Origin of the sequence: Vibrio hepatarius, assembly GCF_043642085.1 — a bacterium.
Taxonomy (GTDB): Bacteria; Pseudomonadota; Gammaproteobacteria; order Enterobacterales; family Vibrionaceae; genus Vibrio; species Vibrio hepatarius_C.
Genome location: NZ_JBHZSA010000001.1, coordinates 237951 through 254162 on the forward strand (window position 1 = coordinate 237951; position 16212 = coordinate 254162).

General features: G+C 44.8%; 15 protein-coding genes. 4 read left to right on the forward strand and 11 right to left on the reverse strand.

The features are described from left to right. Positions 1-17: 17 nt before the first annotated feature. Together ACHUFZ_RS01100 and ACHUFZ_RS01105 are read left to right on the forward strand one after the other, a co-directional pair. Positions 18-1055: an extracellular solute-binding protein gene (locus ACHUFZ_RS01100; RefSeq protein ID WP_394125496.1), complete on the forward strand. Its 1038-nt coding sequence runs from the start codon at positions 18-20 to the stop codon at positions 1053-1055. Between the two features lie 82 nt (positions 1056-1137). After that, positions 1138-1920, forward strand: coding sequence for a GGDEF domain-containing protein (locus ACHUFZ_RS01105; protein WP_394125497.1), 783 nt, complete (start codon positions 1138-1140; stop codon positions 1918-1920). A gap of 20 nt (positions 1921-1940) precedes the next feature. On the opposite strand, the gene cobB is transcribed toward ACHUFZ_RS01105, so the two are convergent. From cobB to ACHUFZ_RS01160, 11 genes are all read right to left on the reverse strand, one after another. Further along, entirely contained in the window at positions 1941-2678 is a 738-nt protein-coding gene (gene cobB, locus ACHUFZ_RS01110) for a Sir2 family NAD+-dependent deacetylase (RefSeq protein WP_394125498.1), read from the reverse strand. A 167-nt stretch (positions 2679-2845) separates the two neighbouring features. Next, complete coding sequence (locus tag ACHUFZ_RS01115; RefSeq protein WP_394125499.1) at positions 2846-4066, reverse strand: ammonium transporter; 1221 nt, start codon at positions 4064-4066, stop codon at positions 2846-2848. A gap of 326 nt (positions 4067-4392) precedes the next feature. After that, positions 4393-4809, reverse strand: a complete 417-nt coding sequence (locus tag ACHUFZ_RS01120) for a hypothetical protein (RefSeq protein ID WP_394125500.1) — start codon at positions 4807-4809, stop codon at positions 4393-4395. After that, positions 4796-5845 (reverse strand): formate dehydrogenase subunit gamma, encoded by a 1050-nt coding sequence (locus tag ACHUFZ_RS01125; RefSeq protein ID WP_394125501.1) that lies wholly within the window; start codon positions 5843-5845, stop codon positions 4796-4798. Before ACHUFZ_RS01125 ends, ACHUFZ_RS01120 begins: the two co-directional genes overlap by 14 nt. A gap of 14 nt (positions 5846-5859) precedes the next feature. Beyond that, positions 5860-6468 carry a formate dehydrogenase FDH3 subunit beta gene (gene fdh3B / locus ACHUFZ_RS01130; RefSeq protein WP_004414075.1) on the reverse strand — a complete coding sequence of 203 codons (609 nt, stop codon included), beginning with the start codon at positions 6466-6468 and terminating at the stop codon, positions 5860-5862. A gap of 11 nt (positions 6469-6479) precedes the next feature. Beyond that, the gene (locus ACHUFZ_RS01135; protein ID WP_394125502.1) at positions 6480-9335 is read right to left on the reverse strand and encodes a formate dehydrogenase subunit alpha; all 2856 of its coding nucleotides are present in this window, start codon (positions 9333-9335) and stop codon (positions 6480-6482) included. A 10-nt stretch (positions 9336-9345) separates the two neighbouring features. Beyond that, positions 9346-9543, reverse strand: a complete 198-nt coding sequence (locus ACHUFZ_RS01140; protein ID WP_004414078.1) for a twin-arginine translocation signal domain-containing protein — start codon at positions 9541-9543, stop codon at positions 9346-9348. A gap of 47 nt (positions 9544-9590) precedes the next feature. Further along, a complete protein-coding gene (locus tag ACHUFZ_RS01145) occupies positions 9591-10226 on the reverse strand; it encodes a TorD/DmsD family molecular chaperone (protein ID WP_394125503.1) in 636 nt (211 codons plus the stop codon). Positions 10227-10240: 14 nt separating this feature from the next. Further along, positions 10241-11902, reverse strand: a complete 1662-nt coding sequence (locus tag ACHUFZ_RS01150; protein ID WP_394125504.1) for a 4Fe-4S dicluster domain-containing protein — start codon at positions 11900-11902, stop codon at positions 10241-10243. 179 nt (positions 11903-12081) lie between these two features. Continuing rightward, complete coding sequence (locus ACHUFZ_RS01155; RefSeq protein ID WP_394125505.1) at positions 12082-12612, reverse strand: DUF3306 domain-containing protein; 531 nt, start codon at positions 12610-12612, stop codon at positions 12082-12084. Beyond that, complete coding sequence (locus tag ACHUFZ_RS01160) at positions 12602-13066, reverse strand: DUF3305 domain-containing protein (protein WP_134834769.1); 465 nt, start codon at positions 13064-13066, stop codon at positions 12602-12604. Before ACHUFZ_RS01160 ends, ACHUFZ_RS01155 begins: the two co-directional genes overlap by 11 nt. A gap of 239 nt (positions 13067-13305) precedes the next feature. On the opposite strand from ACHUFZ_RS01160, the gene fdhD reads away from it, so the two are divergent. Beyond that, positions 13306-14130 (forward strand): formate dehydrogenase accessory sulfurtransferase FdhD, encoded by an 825-nt coding sequence (gene fdhD / locus ACHUFZ_RS01165; protein WP_394125506.1) that lies wholly within the window; start codon positions 13306-13308, stop codon positions 14128-14130. A gap of 170 nt (positions 14131-14300) precedes the next feature. After that, entirely contained in the window at positions 14301-16187 is a 1887-nt protein-coding gene (locus tag ACHUFZ_RS01170) for a methyl-accepting chemotaxis protein (protein ID WP_394125507.1), read from the forward strand. Positions 16188-16212: the final 25 nt, after the last annotated feature.

The following is a 16212-nucleotide window of genomic DNA, read 5'->3' on the forward strand; positions in this document are numbered from 1 at the left end:
AATAAAACGGAAAAAGAATGAAAAGTAAATTCTACGCAAGCGCACTTTGTGCAGCGACTTTAATCGCTTCGCCAGCAATGGCTGCTGACCAAGAACTTTATTTCTACAACTGGTCTGAATACATTCCAAGTGAAGTTCTTGAAGACTTTACAAAAGAGACAGGTATTAAGGTCATTTACTCGACTTACGAGTCAAATGAAAGCATGTATGCCAAGCTTAAAACGCAAGGTTCAGGATACGATTTAGTAGTACCGTCTACATATTTCGTTTCTAAGATGCGTAAAGAAGGCATGCTTCAGAAGATCGATAAGAACAAACTGTCTCATTTTGCTGACTTGGACACTAATTTCCTAAACAAACCTTTTGATCCAAGTAACAACTACTCAATCCCTTACATCTGGGGCGCTACCGGTATCGGTATTAACTCTGACATGCTAGATGCATCATCTGTTACTAAATGGGATGACTTCTGGGATAGCAAGTGGGAAGGCCAACTGATGCTGATGGACGACTCTCGTGAAGTTTTCCATATCGCACTGACTAAGCTTGGTTACTCACCAAATACTACCAACCCAGAAGAAATTAAAGCTGCGTACGAAGAGCTTAAAAAACTAATGCCAAATGTATTGGTATTTAACTCTGACTTCCCTGCTAACCCATACCTAGCGGGTGAAGTTTCACTAGGTATGCTTTGGAACGGCAGCGCATACATGGCGCGTCAAGAAGGCGCTTCAATTGACATCATTTGGCCAGAAAAAGGCACAGTATTCTGGATGGATAGCTTAGCGATCCCTGCAGAAGCTAAAAATGTTGATGCTGCACACAAGATGATCGACTTCCTTCTTCGTCCAGAGAATGCTGCAAAAATTGCCCTAGAGATTGGTTACCCAACTCCAGTTGCTACAGCTCATAAACTTCTTCCAGAAGAGTTTGCTAATGACACGAGCATTTTCCCTCCTCAAGAAGTGATGGATAGCGGTACATGGCAAGATGAAGTTGGTGAAGCAAGCGTTCTTTATGACGAGTACTTCCAAAAGCTAAAAGTTAATAACTAAACACATTTAAATTTCAGTTATATACTTAAAGAGCGGCATGATGCCGCTCTCTTTTTATGTAAAACCTAGCTAAGGATGAGCTATGAAAAGAAGGTATAAAATAATACTGATAATATTATGCCTGCTGTTTGCCATTTCTACGCTGATCGCCTTTTTGACCCACAGCGATTACATCGAGTCTCGTAATGATGTGTGGTTTGAAAGTAATACCCTCTTTGTTCTGATTTTTATATTCGTCATCTCCCAAAATACCATCCTAGACAATCGCTATATCAAGTATGGCTTTCTCCTTCTGATCTTTAATCAAGCGTATGATGTTTTGACCGAAATTAACCACCTTGACGCTATTTCAGACAAGTACGATCTCGTCGATACTATGATTGAAGATGGCACCTTGCAGATAGCCTACCTCCTAATCGCATTCGGTTTCACTAAACTAATCAAGCAAATCAATGACGATGCCTGTGCGGATGAATTGACAGGCCTATACAATCGCAAAAAACTGCCAGAAATCAGAATGGAATTCTTCGACTTAATCTATTTGGACCTAGATGGTCTTAAAAAAGTTAACGATACTAAGGGGCACGCCGTTGGAGACTTAATGATAATCCGTTTTGCACAAGCAATTAATCAAATTATTGATCGACACGAACAAGCATTCAGGGTTGGTGGCGATGAATTTGTGATCGTAGCTAAACCCTCTGAGGGGCGGAAGTTTGTCGACAAATTGAAAGAGGAGCTAAGCGGGGAAAACATAAGCTTTAGTTACGGCATAGAAGCTACCAACATTAAAGAGTTGGGAAAAGCACTCGAAAAAACCGACCAGGCTATGTATCAAATGAAAAACTCCCAGCGTGACAGCTGAGAGTTTAAAATTTTGGGGTGTTAGGCGTGTTTTACATCAGCCTCTTGCAAAGCAAGAATCTCTTTGACTAGTCGTGGAACTTCAATACTCGCTTTCCCATAGCGTTTTTCTTCAAATTCACTCTCAACCGCACTCGGCTCTAGATTGATTTCAATCGTATGAGCACCATGCATTTTCGCGTCATGCACAAAACCCGCTGCTGGGTATACCACGCCAGATGTGCCGATGGAGATGAAAAGATCCGCCTCCTCTAATGAGGAATAGATATCGCCCATTCTCAGTGGCATTTCACCAAACCAGACCACATGAGGACGCATTTGTGAGGGAATTTGACAGCAATGACAAAGATCACCAGTCTTAATCTCGCCTTTCTCTTCGAGCACTTGGTTAGATTCGCTACAACGCGCTTTTAGCAATTCGCCATGCATATGAATAACGTTTTCACTCCCACCACGTTCGTGCAGGTTGTCGATGTTTTGCGTAATGATGGTAACGCTGCCATCCAACTGTTTTTCAAGCTCACCTAACGCGATATGCGCTGCATTGGGTTCAATCGATGGATTTTGCAGCCCAAGTCTACGCTGGTTATAAAAGTCTTGAACAAGATCAGGGTTACGTTCAAACCCTTCGGGTGTCGCAACGTCTTCAATTCGGTGATTTTCCCAAAGACCATCCTGAGCTCGAAATGTTTGAATCCCCGATTCCGCTGAGATTCCTGCACCCGTCAATACAACGACATTACGATATGGGAAGTTCATACTACATCCTTATTAGTGTTCGTGAGGTTAGCTTAGCATCGTATGTTTATCTTCCCTAGTAATCGAAGTTAGACCATAGTCGAACTCGCGATTTTTAACCTAGTTTTTGTGAGGTTAAACAAAAGGCAGCCTTAACAGCTGCCTTAATTGTTTGATTTGAGAAATGATTAATCTTCACTGGTCGCGGATATTTTATGAATAGCGAGGTCAGCACCATTAAACTCATCCTCTTCTGAAAGGCGAAGTCCTGATAGCTTGTCGATAACACCGTAGACAATTAACGCACCAATAACAGCCACCGCAATACCAGTTGCCGTTCCTAGCACCTGAACAGTGAAGCTCACCCCTCCTAGCCCACCTAAAGCCGTTTGGCCAAAGATACCCGCAGCAACGCCGCCCCACGCGCCACAAACGCCATGTAATGGCCACACGCCAAGCACATCATCAATCTTGGTTCTGTTTTGTAAGTAGGTGAACAGATAGACAAACAAGGCTCCAGCAATAGCACCAGTAATCAGAGCGCCAATTGGGTGCATTAAATCTGAGCCTGCACAGATCGCGACTAATCCCGCTAAAGGACCGTTATGAATAAAGCCTGGGTCATTCTTACCTACGATTAACGCTGCGACTATACCGCCAACCATCGCCATTAGAGAGTTCATTGCGACCAAACCACTGATCCCATTGAGCGTCTGTGCTGACATCACGTTGAAGCCAAACCAACCGACACAAAGAATCCATGCACCTAACGCTAAAAATGGAATGTTAGAAGGTGCAAAGTTGGTGTGTTTACCCGCGCGAATTCGACCTTTACGCATACCTAGAAAAATAACGGCAACTAAAGCAATCCAACCGCCGACACCGTGAACCACAACAGATCCCGCAAAGTCATGAAAACCGTAACCGAACTGGGACTCAAACCATGCTTGTAAGCCAAAATTACCGTTCCAGATCATCCCTTCAAATACCGGATAAACCAGCCCGACAGTAAAGAACGTCGCGATCAATACAGGGTAAAAACGCGCACGTTCCGCGATGCCTCCGGATACTATCGCCGGAATAGCTGCCGCAAAGGTTAGCAGGAAAAAGAACTTCACCAGTTCATATCCATTTCCTTGCGACAGCGTTTGTGCATCAGCAAAGAAGTTCGCTCCATAGGCAACCCAATAACCGATAAAGAAATACGCGAGTGCTGAGATACCAAAGTCAGCAAGAATCTTTACCAACGCATTGACTTGATTCTTATGGCGCACCGTCCCTACTTCAAGGAAAGCAAAACCCGCATGCATCAGGAACACCATAATCGCCCCGAGTAAAAGAAATAGTGTGTCTGAACTTTGAGTCAGAGTTTGAACCGCTCCGTGAACCTGACTGGCTGTGACGCTCATCCGTATATGTCTCCATTCTGTTGTTGCGCACTTTACCTGTGCATCAAATAATCGAGCTCACCATTGTGGTGAGCTCGCTAGTAGACCGGATGTGGCAATTTGTATGCCAGTAACTGATGATTTTATAGATTCCGGCTAAGTAATTGAATTATGGGTATTTTATATGCAAGGTCAATTCGTAACCATGGCACCATTCAAACAATCTATATATTAATTCGCACAGATTTGGTGAGCATGCACCAGAACAATGCGATTGCTTGTGGTGCAAAATAAAAAGCCCTGACAATGTCAGGGCTTGAGACTTTAGCTTTTGAGTACCGCGTTTATTAAAGGTTAGGCCCTTTAGAGAAGCTGAATGGCTCATTGGCTTGTAGCTTTTTCATACCTTGGATCATTCGCAATAGCCAAAAAACGATTGCGACCATGCCAAACACCATACCAACGTATGGAATGTAATAAGCGATCTCATCGATGATGTGGCTTTTGTACCAATAGTCGTTTAGGCCAACTAATACGCCATTTGATGTAGCGACGGTAATAATCAGCACAACAAAATAGGTTAGGTTCAAGAAAAATGAGCGAATCAGACCATAGTAATGTGAATCAATGATCTCACCATCTTCGCCTTTATCTAGTCGATATCCCGCGTAGATGATCGCAACTACACCTGAGATCAGGCAAGTAAACGGGGTAAAAAAGCTAAGAATATACGCTACCCAAATACCTTTGTTAGGCTTGTTCATTTGTTGGCGCTCCTTTTACTTCTTTAACCGCTACATTGCCCTGCTCTTCACGCTCTTTTGCCATGACTTCTTCGTACCATAAGTCATGGTGCTCTTTCGCCCAGGTCTCATCGACTTCACCGGTGACCATACCTTCTAGCGCGCCTTCCATACCAAACAAACCAATGTAGATATGGAAAACAAAACCACAGATTAGGATCAAAGCTGCAAGCATGTGAACAAGGTTTGAAAACTCCATATCACGGCGTGTTTGACCAAAGATAGGGAAATCTAGCACTAAGCCGCTCAGTGCCACCACGGTACCAACCACAATCAGCAGCCAAAATAGCGCTTTTTCACCCGCGTTAGAGAACTCAGCCGAAGGGTGCGACCCCTTGTGCTTACCAACCATACCGCCCAGTTTCATGAACCAAGCAATATCAACCTTCTTAAAGGTCGATTTACGCCACCACTTCACAAGCACGCAGAGTAGTAATACGTAGAAGATTGGACCAATGTAGTTGTGGTATTGCTTCGCCAGCATAATGATGAAGCCCCACAATTCAGACGGGATGTAAGGTTTTAGGAAATGCTTACCATAAACCAGCATCAAGCCACTAAACGCGAGTGTTAAGAAGGTAAACGCCATGCTCCAGTGGAGCGCTCGATCGAGTCGAGACCAACGCTTAATTTTCTTACCCGTTCTAGGCGCGCTTAGCATTAATGGACCAATGACGATATACATCATGGTGACAAAGGCAATACTACCGAATATCGCAACAGCTCCCGCTGGTGACATCCATTTTTCTTTCAAAATGTACCAGGTTTGACCCGGGGTACTAATCAGCATTCCGTGCTCTGGGGACTGAGATGTTGTATAGCCTACTTCACCATCACGAACTTGACGCCAAAAATCGGCACCAGCCAATTGGGTCATTTCACGTTGTGCAACTTCAGACTCTTTTTGCTCAGCATGCGCAGGCAACGACAAAGCAAACAGTAATGCTGCCATCATAGACAGCATTACAAGAGATGCACGTTTAAACATTGAAAACATGTATCTCTCCAGTCTTAGCTTTTCGTTGCGTCGTAAGACAGATCGTTACCGTCTGTCCAACCCGCGCCTTTCGCACCGCGCTCAACCACACGCTGACGGAAGATATCAGAGACTTTCTCCGCATCACCCGCTAGAAGCGCTTTCGTTGAACATAGTGAAGCACACATTGGTAGTTTGCCTTCAGCAATACGGTTCGCACCGTATTTCTGACGCTCTTCTACTGAGCCTGGTTCGGTTTCAGGACCACCTGCACAGAAGGTACATTTGTCCATCTTGCCACGCTCACCGAACGCTTCTTGTTTAGGGAACTGAGGAGCGCCAAACGGACAAGCAAACAGACAGTAACCACAACCGATACAAAGATCTTTATTGTGAAGTACGATGCCATCTTCTGTGTGTTCGAAACAGTCAGCAGGACAAACGGCCATACATGGCGCGTCCGTACAGTGCATACAAGCAACAGAAATCGAGTTTTCACCCGGCTCACCGTCGTTCAGTGTTACCACACGTCGACGTTGAATGCCCCACTCTAGCGCATCGTCGTTTTCGTTCTTACATGCAGTGACACAGCCGTTACATTCGATGCAGCGCTTAGTGTCACAAAGGAATTTCATTCTAGCCATCTGTTGACTCCTTAAGCTTTGCGAATGTTACATAGGGTGACTTTGGTTTCCTGCATTTGCGTCACAGGATCATAGCCGTAAGTCGTTGCGATGTTGGCAGACTCACCAATTACGTATGGGTCCGCACCTTCTGGGTACTTAGCTCGTAGATCTTCACCTTGGAACTTACCGCCGAAGTGGAATGGAATAAATGCCAGACCCGGTTTAACACGGCGTGTCACCATCGCTTTAACGTGAATGCGGCCTTTCTCTGCACCTTCAACCCAAACCATGTCGCCATCTTTGAAGCCAAGGTCGTTAGCATCTTTCGGGTTCACTTCAACAAACATCTCTTGCTGCAATTCCGCTAGCCAAGGGTTAGAACGGGTTTCTTCACCACCACCTTCGTATTCGACCAGACGACCAGAGGTCAGAATGATTGGGTATTCACCAGATACATCTTTATCTTGGATTGACTTGTACATTGTTGGTAGACGGTAGATAGACTCACTGTCATCCCATGTTGGGTAGTCAGCAACCAGATCGCGGCGAGGCGTGTAAAGCGGCTCTCGGTGAAGTGGTACGCGGTCTGGGAATGTCCACACAACAGCACGCGCTTTCGCATTACCAAAAGGAATACAACCGTGTTTGATTGCAACGCGCTGGATACCACCAGAAAGGTCAGTTTTCCAGTTTTTGCCTTCGGCAGCTGCTTTTTCTTCAGCGGTTAGATCATCCCACCAACCTAGAGACTTCAGTAACTTATCACTGAATTCTGGGTAGCCATCTTCAATCTCACAACCTTTCGAGTAGCTGTCTTCTGCAAGAATGTTCGTTCCTTCGTACTCAACACCAAAGCGTGCACGGAAGTTACCACCACCTTGAGCAACAGGCTTAGATGTATCGTATAGGATGTGCGTACCTGGGTGCTTCATCTCAGGCGTACCCCAACATGGCCACGGTAGACCGTAAGTCTCGCCATGCACAACGCCACCTTCCGCTTCTAGAGACGTTTTGTGGAACGTATGCCAGTTCTGTTGGTGAGCTTTTAGACGCTCTGGACTTTGACCTGTGTAACCAATCGTCCACATACCCTTGTTGAATTCACGAGTAATGTCTTCAATTAATGGCTGGTTATTCTCAACTTTTACGTTTTTGAATAGCTGATCAGAGAAGCCAAGTTTCTTGGTTAGAAGATACATGATTTCGTGGTCAGGCTTAGACTCAAACAGTGGGTCGACAACTTTGTCACGCCACTGAATAGAACGGTTTGACGCTGTCACACTACCGTAAGTTTCGAACTGAGTCGTCGCTGGTAGAAGGTAAACACCGTCAGTACGATCGTTCATTACCGCTGCAACCGTTGGGTATGGGTCAACGATAACCATCATATCCAGCTTCTGCATCGCCTTCTTCATTTCAACACCACGAGTTTGCGAGTTAACCGCGTGACCCCAGTAGAACATAGCGCGAATGTTGTCGTTCTGTTCGATGTTGTCTTTGTTTTCTAATACGCCATCAATCCAACGAGAAACAGGGATACCCATGTTGTTCATTGGTTTCTTACCGCGGTATTCGTTTTGATCAAAGCGGTTTTGAACCCACGCATGGTCAAGATCCCAAACTTTTGACCAGTGCTTCCACGCACCGTCTGAAAGACCGTAGTAACCAGGAAGTGTATGAGACAGTACGCCAAGGTCAGTTGCGCCTTGTACGTTATCGTGACCACGGAAAATGTTAGCGCCACCGCCTGATTTACCCATGTTACCCAGCGCTAGCTCAAGCACACAGTATGCACGAGTGTTGTTGTTACCTGTGGTGTGCTGAGTACCACCCATACACCAAACAACACAGCCTGGACGGTTTTCAGATAGAAGCTTCGCAGTTTGGTACACTTCGGCTTCAGTCACACCCGTTACGCGTTCAACTTCTGCAGGGTTCCACTTAGCCACTTCTTCACGGATTTCTTCCATGCCGAATACACGTTGGCGAATGAACTCTTTGTCTTCCCACTGGTTAGCAAACACATGCCATAGAATACCCCAGATGAAAGCAACGTCTGAACCCGGACGAAGTGATACATAGTGATCAGATTTCGCAGCAGTACGAGTACGGCGAGGATCGGCAACAACGATCTTACAGTTGTTTTTCTCTTTTGCGATTAGGATGTGCTGCATCGCCACTGGGTGCGCTTCTGCAGGGTTTGAACCAATGAACAGCATTGACTTACAGTTGTGCATGTCATTGAACGAGTTAGTCATCGCGCCGTAGCCCCAAGTGTTTGCTACACCTGCAACCGTGGTTGAGTGACAAATACGCGCTTGGTGGTCAACGTTATTGGTGCCCCAAAGAGACGCCATTTTGCGGAACATGTACGCTTGTTCGTTATTGTGCTTCGCACTACCCAACCAGTAAACCGAATCTGGGCCAGACTCTTTGCGAATCTCTAGCGTTTTATTACCAATCTCTTCGATTGCTTGATCCCAAGACAGTTTCTTCCACTTGCCGTTTTCAAGCTTCATTGGGTATTTTAGGCGGCGTTCGCCATGACCGTGCTCACGCAGTGCTGCACCTTTTGCACAGTGGCCACCAGCATTGAATGGGTGGTCGAAAGCAGGTTCCTGACCAGTCCATACACCGTTTTGTACCTCTGCATAAATACCACAGCCCACTGAACAGTGAGAACAGATCGTACGTTTGATCTCAGTTTTCGCATTTGGATCAATAGATTTAGCTTCCGCTTTTTTGATCATCCCCGGAGCGAAAAGACTGGCACCAACCACAGCACCACCAGCAGCAAGCGAGCTGTTTTTCATGAATGCGCGGCGCGATACACCTAATTGATTTTGTTCTTTGCTCACGTTATCGGAGCGTTTGACTAATTTCATCGGTTAGCTCCTATAGCGTTTCGTAGTAGTCACGAATGTGTTGAGTTTCGTGGTAACCCGTTTTCTTAACGTCTTGTTTCGGTGCTACAGACTCTGAAGCGCTAGCCACTTTTGTTGTTCCAGCGACTACGGCTCCAGCAACTGCTGCAGTCGTCAAGCCTTTGAGAAGGTCCCTACGGCTTTGGTTTAACTCTTTATTATCTTTCATTATTGCTTCCTTACCCTTTTAGTAGGTATTGCTATCGACGTGAGATGCTATTTCTGAGCTTGCTCGTACTCAGTGACATTTTTCACATCAATTTTTAATTTGGTTTTGCTGCTTGCAGTATTGGCACTGAAACGCACCTGCTCTAACGCCATAAACGCTTGAGTAAGGTCTGCAACTGCGCGATAGAAGTTTGCATTTTTCGCGTTCTTAACTTGCTTAGTTAAAGACTCAAACCAAGTGCCAAGGTGTTTGTTGAAGAAAACCTGCTGAAGCTCCTCTTCTTCTCCTGTTAGAACCGACATTACTTCGCACAATGCTGAGAAATGATCTTCTGGTTCTTTAACTTGCTCTTCGCGCTCTAAACCAAGTAGTGCTAGATCATGACGGATAGACGCAAGTGGCTTCTCCATTAACGAACCGGTTAAATGCCAAGAAGCAAATGGCACAACTTCTCCGCGACCAATACCGATAAAGAGCTCTTGGTATTCATCTGCAAGTGCTTGTGGCTGACTCTCAATAGCCGCTTGCTTAAGCTGGTTCCAAGCTTGCTGCATTGCACTTTCACTCTGCTCGGTTTCTAGTTCTGATAGAAACGCGATCAACTCATTGGTTGGTTGCTGACGAAACAATGTCGAAAGCAGCAAGTAAATGTCAGCGCGAATGGTTTGTTGTTGATTGTCCATTGATATAGTTCGCCTTAGTAATTCAGTTGTTTCGTTGGGTCTTCAGCCATTGACTCAAACATGTCCACCACTCGGCAGTCTTCACACATGGCAATGCGATTTAGCGCCGATTCATCAGCGAAATGAGAGTGACCACGTAACTTACTTTGCAGCATGTCAATCATTGACTGTGGAGCGAATGGCTTATGACAACGAACACACTCTGCTGCTTTTTCTTGGTGAATGATTTGTGCTTGCTGACGGCTGGCTTTGTCCCAATTCATACGCGGTGTCATGCTAAGAACTTGTTCCGGACAAGCCTTAGTACAAAGGCCACATTGAATACAGTCTTGTTCGATAAACTGAAGTGAAGGCGAAGCTCCATCAGTATGTAGTGCACGTGTCGGACATACCGCCACACAACTCATACATAACGTACAGTCTTTGCTTTCACAGCTAATGGTGCCGTATGGCGCATTGGTCGGCAGCTCGACAATGTTTTCGACGGGAATACGTGATTGAGCAAGCGCATCAAGTGACGTAAACAGACGTTGACGTTTGTTGCCCTCTAAATCACCAAGTGCCAAATCAAACGACTCTGTACACAGAGTTGGAGCACCCTCACGTAGCGATTCAAGGTATAAAATATCGATGGTTTCTTTTGTGATACCCAATTGAGTCAGAAGCTCTTGAGCAACCGCGACTTCACTATTAAGGACTCGTTGAATGGTTTGAGGCATAAATCGGCTGGCTGCAAATAACACTTGCGTCGCGCCATTCGCTAAAGCAGCAAACCAAGAATCGATCCCAACAGATGGAAGTTCTTCTACCACAAGGGGAATGACGTTATCAGGCAACGCTTTAAGGGCCATAACATTGTAAGACTCATGACGTGAGCTACAAATAAGCACGATAGGATTAATGCCGCCTTCTGCTTCATAATTCGCTAGCGTGCGTTCGATAAACTTTTGCGTATCTTGCGGATTTGGCAGTGCGTAATGAATCGCTTCAGTAGGACAAGCCGTGGCACAAGTACCAACGCCTTGACATAGATAAGGATTGATCTCGATTCTATGCCCTGTTTTAGCATTACCTTCACTTGATAGTGCGCCAGCCGGACACGCATCGACACAACGATCACAGCCTTTCACTCCGCGTGAGCTATGTGCACATAAGTCAGTATCAAGGCGGAAGAATTTTGGCTTATCAAACGTGCCCATCAAGGTAGGGATTTCTTCAAGTGCCTCAGCGAGCTTTGGATATCCACGACCAACTGGGTAATAACCAGGGACAGGCACTTCTTCATTCATACAGCTGTTTAGACATAAATCTAAAACGATATCGAAACAGTCATGATTTAGCGCAACCTTAGCGAGATTGCTTTCTATCCCATTATTCGCAGTGATTACGGTGAACGTACCTAGAAAACCAGATACTTGAACTGAGCTCGCGTAGTACAAATTACTATGTTCGCCCTTCTCCCCATCAGTAGACAGTAGCGTGACACTTTTCATTTGCTCTAATTGATGCGCCGCACTTTCAATAATTGAAGTAGGTCCAACGATCAACGTATTACCACCACTTTCGTAGCTTACTGTTGGTGGGATTAGATTTGTCAGCTCAACGGTATTCTCAAATGCGTAAAGACGGGCTTTACCATTTACAGAATCAGATTGTTGTAATAGTTGTTTTAGCATTGCTCAGTTCCAGTTAGAAACGGAATATTCACTTAGGCGAGTATTAGCAAATGCTGTACCAACTTTTTATACTCATAAAATCAGTATCTTAGTGAGTGTTTTAAAAGTTCTATGCGACAAAAAAACGGGGTGAGACAAATTGTCCCACCCCGTTAGTTGATTGATTAGTCAAAATGTACCTATTTTTTGTGTGGTATATTTTGTCCCACTTGGCCATCTTGATCATTATGTACATCACCGCTAGTGATCGGTGCCTGTTCGACTTCAGCGACAGCGTCCTCTTCATTCTGTGCCAAGGGCTCTTCAATTACCTGTTCTTCTTGCTCTTCTTCGTCGGCATTCATCCAGTCACGCAACTTGCTTGCCACTTCAGTTGATAAGCTCTTAACGGCTTTATAGTCATGATCATAATCATTAAGACCATCAACCGTGCTAAACTCGCCCGAGAGAAACAATTTTCTTAGTGCCACCTTCTTAACCGCCGACTCAGCTTCTGACGCGAGTAATGCCGCAACACTGCCTTCAGACTCTAGTGTATCTGTGCTTTCAATCGCTGTTGTGTACTCTGCTGACTCTACAACTGGAAAGTCTTCAATACTTTCTACATCTTCAACGGCAGGCGCCGCTGCTTCAACAGGCTCACTTAGTTGTTCGGCTTCATCACCTTCAAGCTTTCTTTTCGACCAACGGCTTAAAAAACTAGTTGCCACTTGCGCGCCCCGCACCTTTTCTCTTTTTACGTCTCTGTTCTAATAGCTCTCCGTGGCGGCCGATAAAGGCTTCCATCCAAGCTTGAACAGCCAAAGGCATATCATTGGAAAGCACTAGGTAATCACCATCCATATACTGACCAGCAACACTTTGAGAGGCTGTCAGCGTTACGATGTTTGGTTGCTCATCACTATCTACATTATCTAAAACTAAAAATAACTTAGGCTGAGCAGAACTGAGGTTGAAACGGTAGTCGGTTCGCTCGTCTCTATGCAGTTGAAGTAACGCGACCGATTCATTTAGCTCTGAAGGCTGTAGTTCAAAGCCCTTTAATTGCCATTGAGTTGTGGTCCATAACCCTGTCGCAATCTCATGAGAGACTAATTGACAATCAATGGACCAAAGTTCTTCTGATTTGTGTAGTTTTGGGCTCACAGTTTCTTGTTTCGACATGGTTCACCAGCTTGAAATTTGATATTAAGTTGTTTCGGCTAATCGAGTTCTCGCAAATAGTTCACATCACAAAGCAATATTTGTACCCAAACACTTAGCCTTTACCTAATTTCAACTTAGTGCATGTTCGTCAACTTTGTGACAAGAGATAGTTAAACTTAGAGCTTTCCCGTAATAGGAACGTTATTTGCAAGAAACGTGTAGCAAAAATAATACTGATAGATCGAATAGGATACGTCGTGGTTAAACCAAACATAATCAAAACCAGTGAAAACCCTCTCCAGACGCTCGAAGTGGTTGTCTTCGACGAATATGGTGAAAAGCTGACCAAACAGATCGCTTGTGAACGCCCTTTAACCGTTATGCTTAACTGGAAAGAAGTGGTGACCTTGATGACTTTAGGCTCCCGTCCTGAGTCACTGGTTTTAGGTTATTTGAAAAACCAAAGCTTTATTTCAGATCCTGATTCTTTAGAGTCTGTCATTATCGATTGGGAAACTCACTCAGCCGCCGTTATTACTAAAGAAGACACTCAACAAGTTGAATCTGCACTTAAAAAGAAAACGGTCACTTCCGGTTGTGGTCAAGGCACTATGTACGGCAACGTGATGAAGCAACTGGAGAACTACCAAGTACCACAAATCCAAATTAAACAGTCAGAGATCTACTCTGCACTTGAAGCATTAACCCACTATAACGAAACCTATAAAAAGGCCGGTGCGGTTCATGGCTGTGCGGTATGCCGTGACAATGAAGTGCTCTCGTTCGTTGAGGATGTAGGCCGCCACAATGCTGTTGATACACTGGCAGGTGAAATGTGGCTTAACCAACAAACTGGTGAAGACAAAATTTTCTATACCACCGGGCGTTTAACCTCTGAAATGGTGATCAAAGTAGCGCAAATGGGTATTCCAGTCCTTCTGTCTCGTTCTGGGGTAACTCAAATGGGTTTAGATCTGGCTGAGAAATTTGGTATTACCACGATTGCGCGAGCTAAAGGTCTACGCTTTCAAGTGTTTACTGGTGCCGAAAAAATCGAATTCGACGTTAAGGGTAATCAATAACCCTCCTCCCAATCATTCAATTCTAACGCACCGCTATCGGTGCGTTTTTTATTCAACTTCTTGCAATACCTCATTCATATACTATTAGTTTTATATGTGTCACATAATATTCATACAAATGACACACTCATCAACTAGCAACGTTGACATTGGCTTCTAGGGAGGTGTTCATGGATGAAAATCCAAGCACGACAAAAACACATGGCTTTACTTTATCAATAAGGGCAAAGCTGGTTCTCATTAATCTTGCATTACTACTTTTTGTTGGTGCTTACGGGTACTATGAACACCTCAGTCTGCAAAGACTGCAATCATTAGAAAAAGCCTCTTCAGAGAACCTATCGAGCGGCATCGACTTATTAATGCTTAGACGGCATGAAAAAGATTTTCTAGCTCGCAAAGATGACAAATACCCTCAGCGTTTCGATCAAACATTTGATGAGTTGGAAAATAGGCTCAATGCCCTATCTGCTCAGCTCGCTTCACATGAACTTGAGTTTGCTCAGTCGACTAGCCAGATCACCGAGACATTGCTGCAATACCAGCAACAGTTCCATGCCCTTGTCGCGCAAACTAAGCGTATTGAAGGTAATAGTGACAGTTACGTATCTTTACTGGCAACTGCGCGCAGTGAGTTAAAAGCTAAAACGATCCAGCTACAAAACCTGCCATTGAAAGTCACTTTATTTGAATTGATGGAAGCAGACTATCGCTACTTAAGTGATCCAACGACTGACAACCAAGAGACGTTTAAAAATGCTCTGGTGAACTTCTCTTTGCAGTTGATTGAGCACCCTACGATTAGCAATTATTTCCAAACCTACCGCCAACAAGCAGAGGCGCTGAAACAAGCGAACCTTCTTCTTGGCTTATCCCCTAATGAAGGATTACGCGGGAAATTACGTAATAATGTCCATAAGACTGAGGAGTCTATCGCCGCTTTACAAGGTGAGATAGTTAGTGAGGTAACGAGCGCGACAGACAGTGTCAAACAACAACTACAAATCATCGGCGTTACCATGGTGACTCTGTTGTCGTTACTGCTGTTTTTAATTGGTAGAAGTATCCTGAAGCGCATTAGAGCAATAAACGTATTAATGCGCGATATTGCCTCCGGTGACGGTGACTTAACGGTGCGTATGAATGCCAAAGGCAGTGATGAATTAGCGCAGCTTGCACATTCCTTTGATAGTTTCATCAGCCAATTACATGTGCATATCAAAGACCTTGCTCAAGTGATGAATGTACTCAGTGAGAGCTCCTGCAGCTCTGAACAAGCAGCCACTAAGAGTATGAGTAATGCCGAGCAGCAAAAAGCTGAGTCAGAATCTGTTGCAACCGCTGTGAATGAATTAGTTATGACCAGTAATGAGATTACTGCCAACATCGAATCCGCCGCGCAAAATGCTGAACGGATGAAAAACGAAGCGAATAATGCTTTGGGTGTCACCCACTCAACGAGAGATGAGATTTCCTCGCTATCACTATCGATAGAGAATTCTCAGAACCAAATTGAGCGTCTTGAAGTGCAAAGCCGAGAGATCCACAACGTCGTTTCGACCATTCAGGGAATCGCAGAGCAAACCAACCTACTCGCTCTCAATGCTGCGATAGAGGCTGCGCGCGCAGGAGAAAGTGGCCGCGGCTTTGCTGTTGTAGCAGATGAGGTAAGACAGCTTTCTCAAATGACGAATACCTCAACGCACCAAATTGAATCAACGGTGACTGCGTTAACCAATGGTGTTAACGAAGCGGTTGCCATGATGTCCGACAGCCTAGCTCAAGCAAAAGGAACCAATGCCAATACCGAGAATGTCGTGACAGCGATAGAGAGCATCAGTGCTCAAATCAGTGAAATGTTTGATATGAACACTCAGATAGCAACGGCATCTGAAGAGCAATCGATGGTTTCTGCTGAGATCGACAGAAACATAACTCAAATCGCGCACCTTGCTGGAGACACGTATGAAGTCGTATCAGGCTCTGTAAGGTGCAGCGAACAAGTATCAGGGGTTAGCCACAAATTGGCTAATATCGTTTCGCAGTTTAAATACTAAATCGAGCTTAAAAACAAAAAGAGCC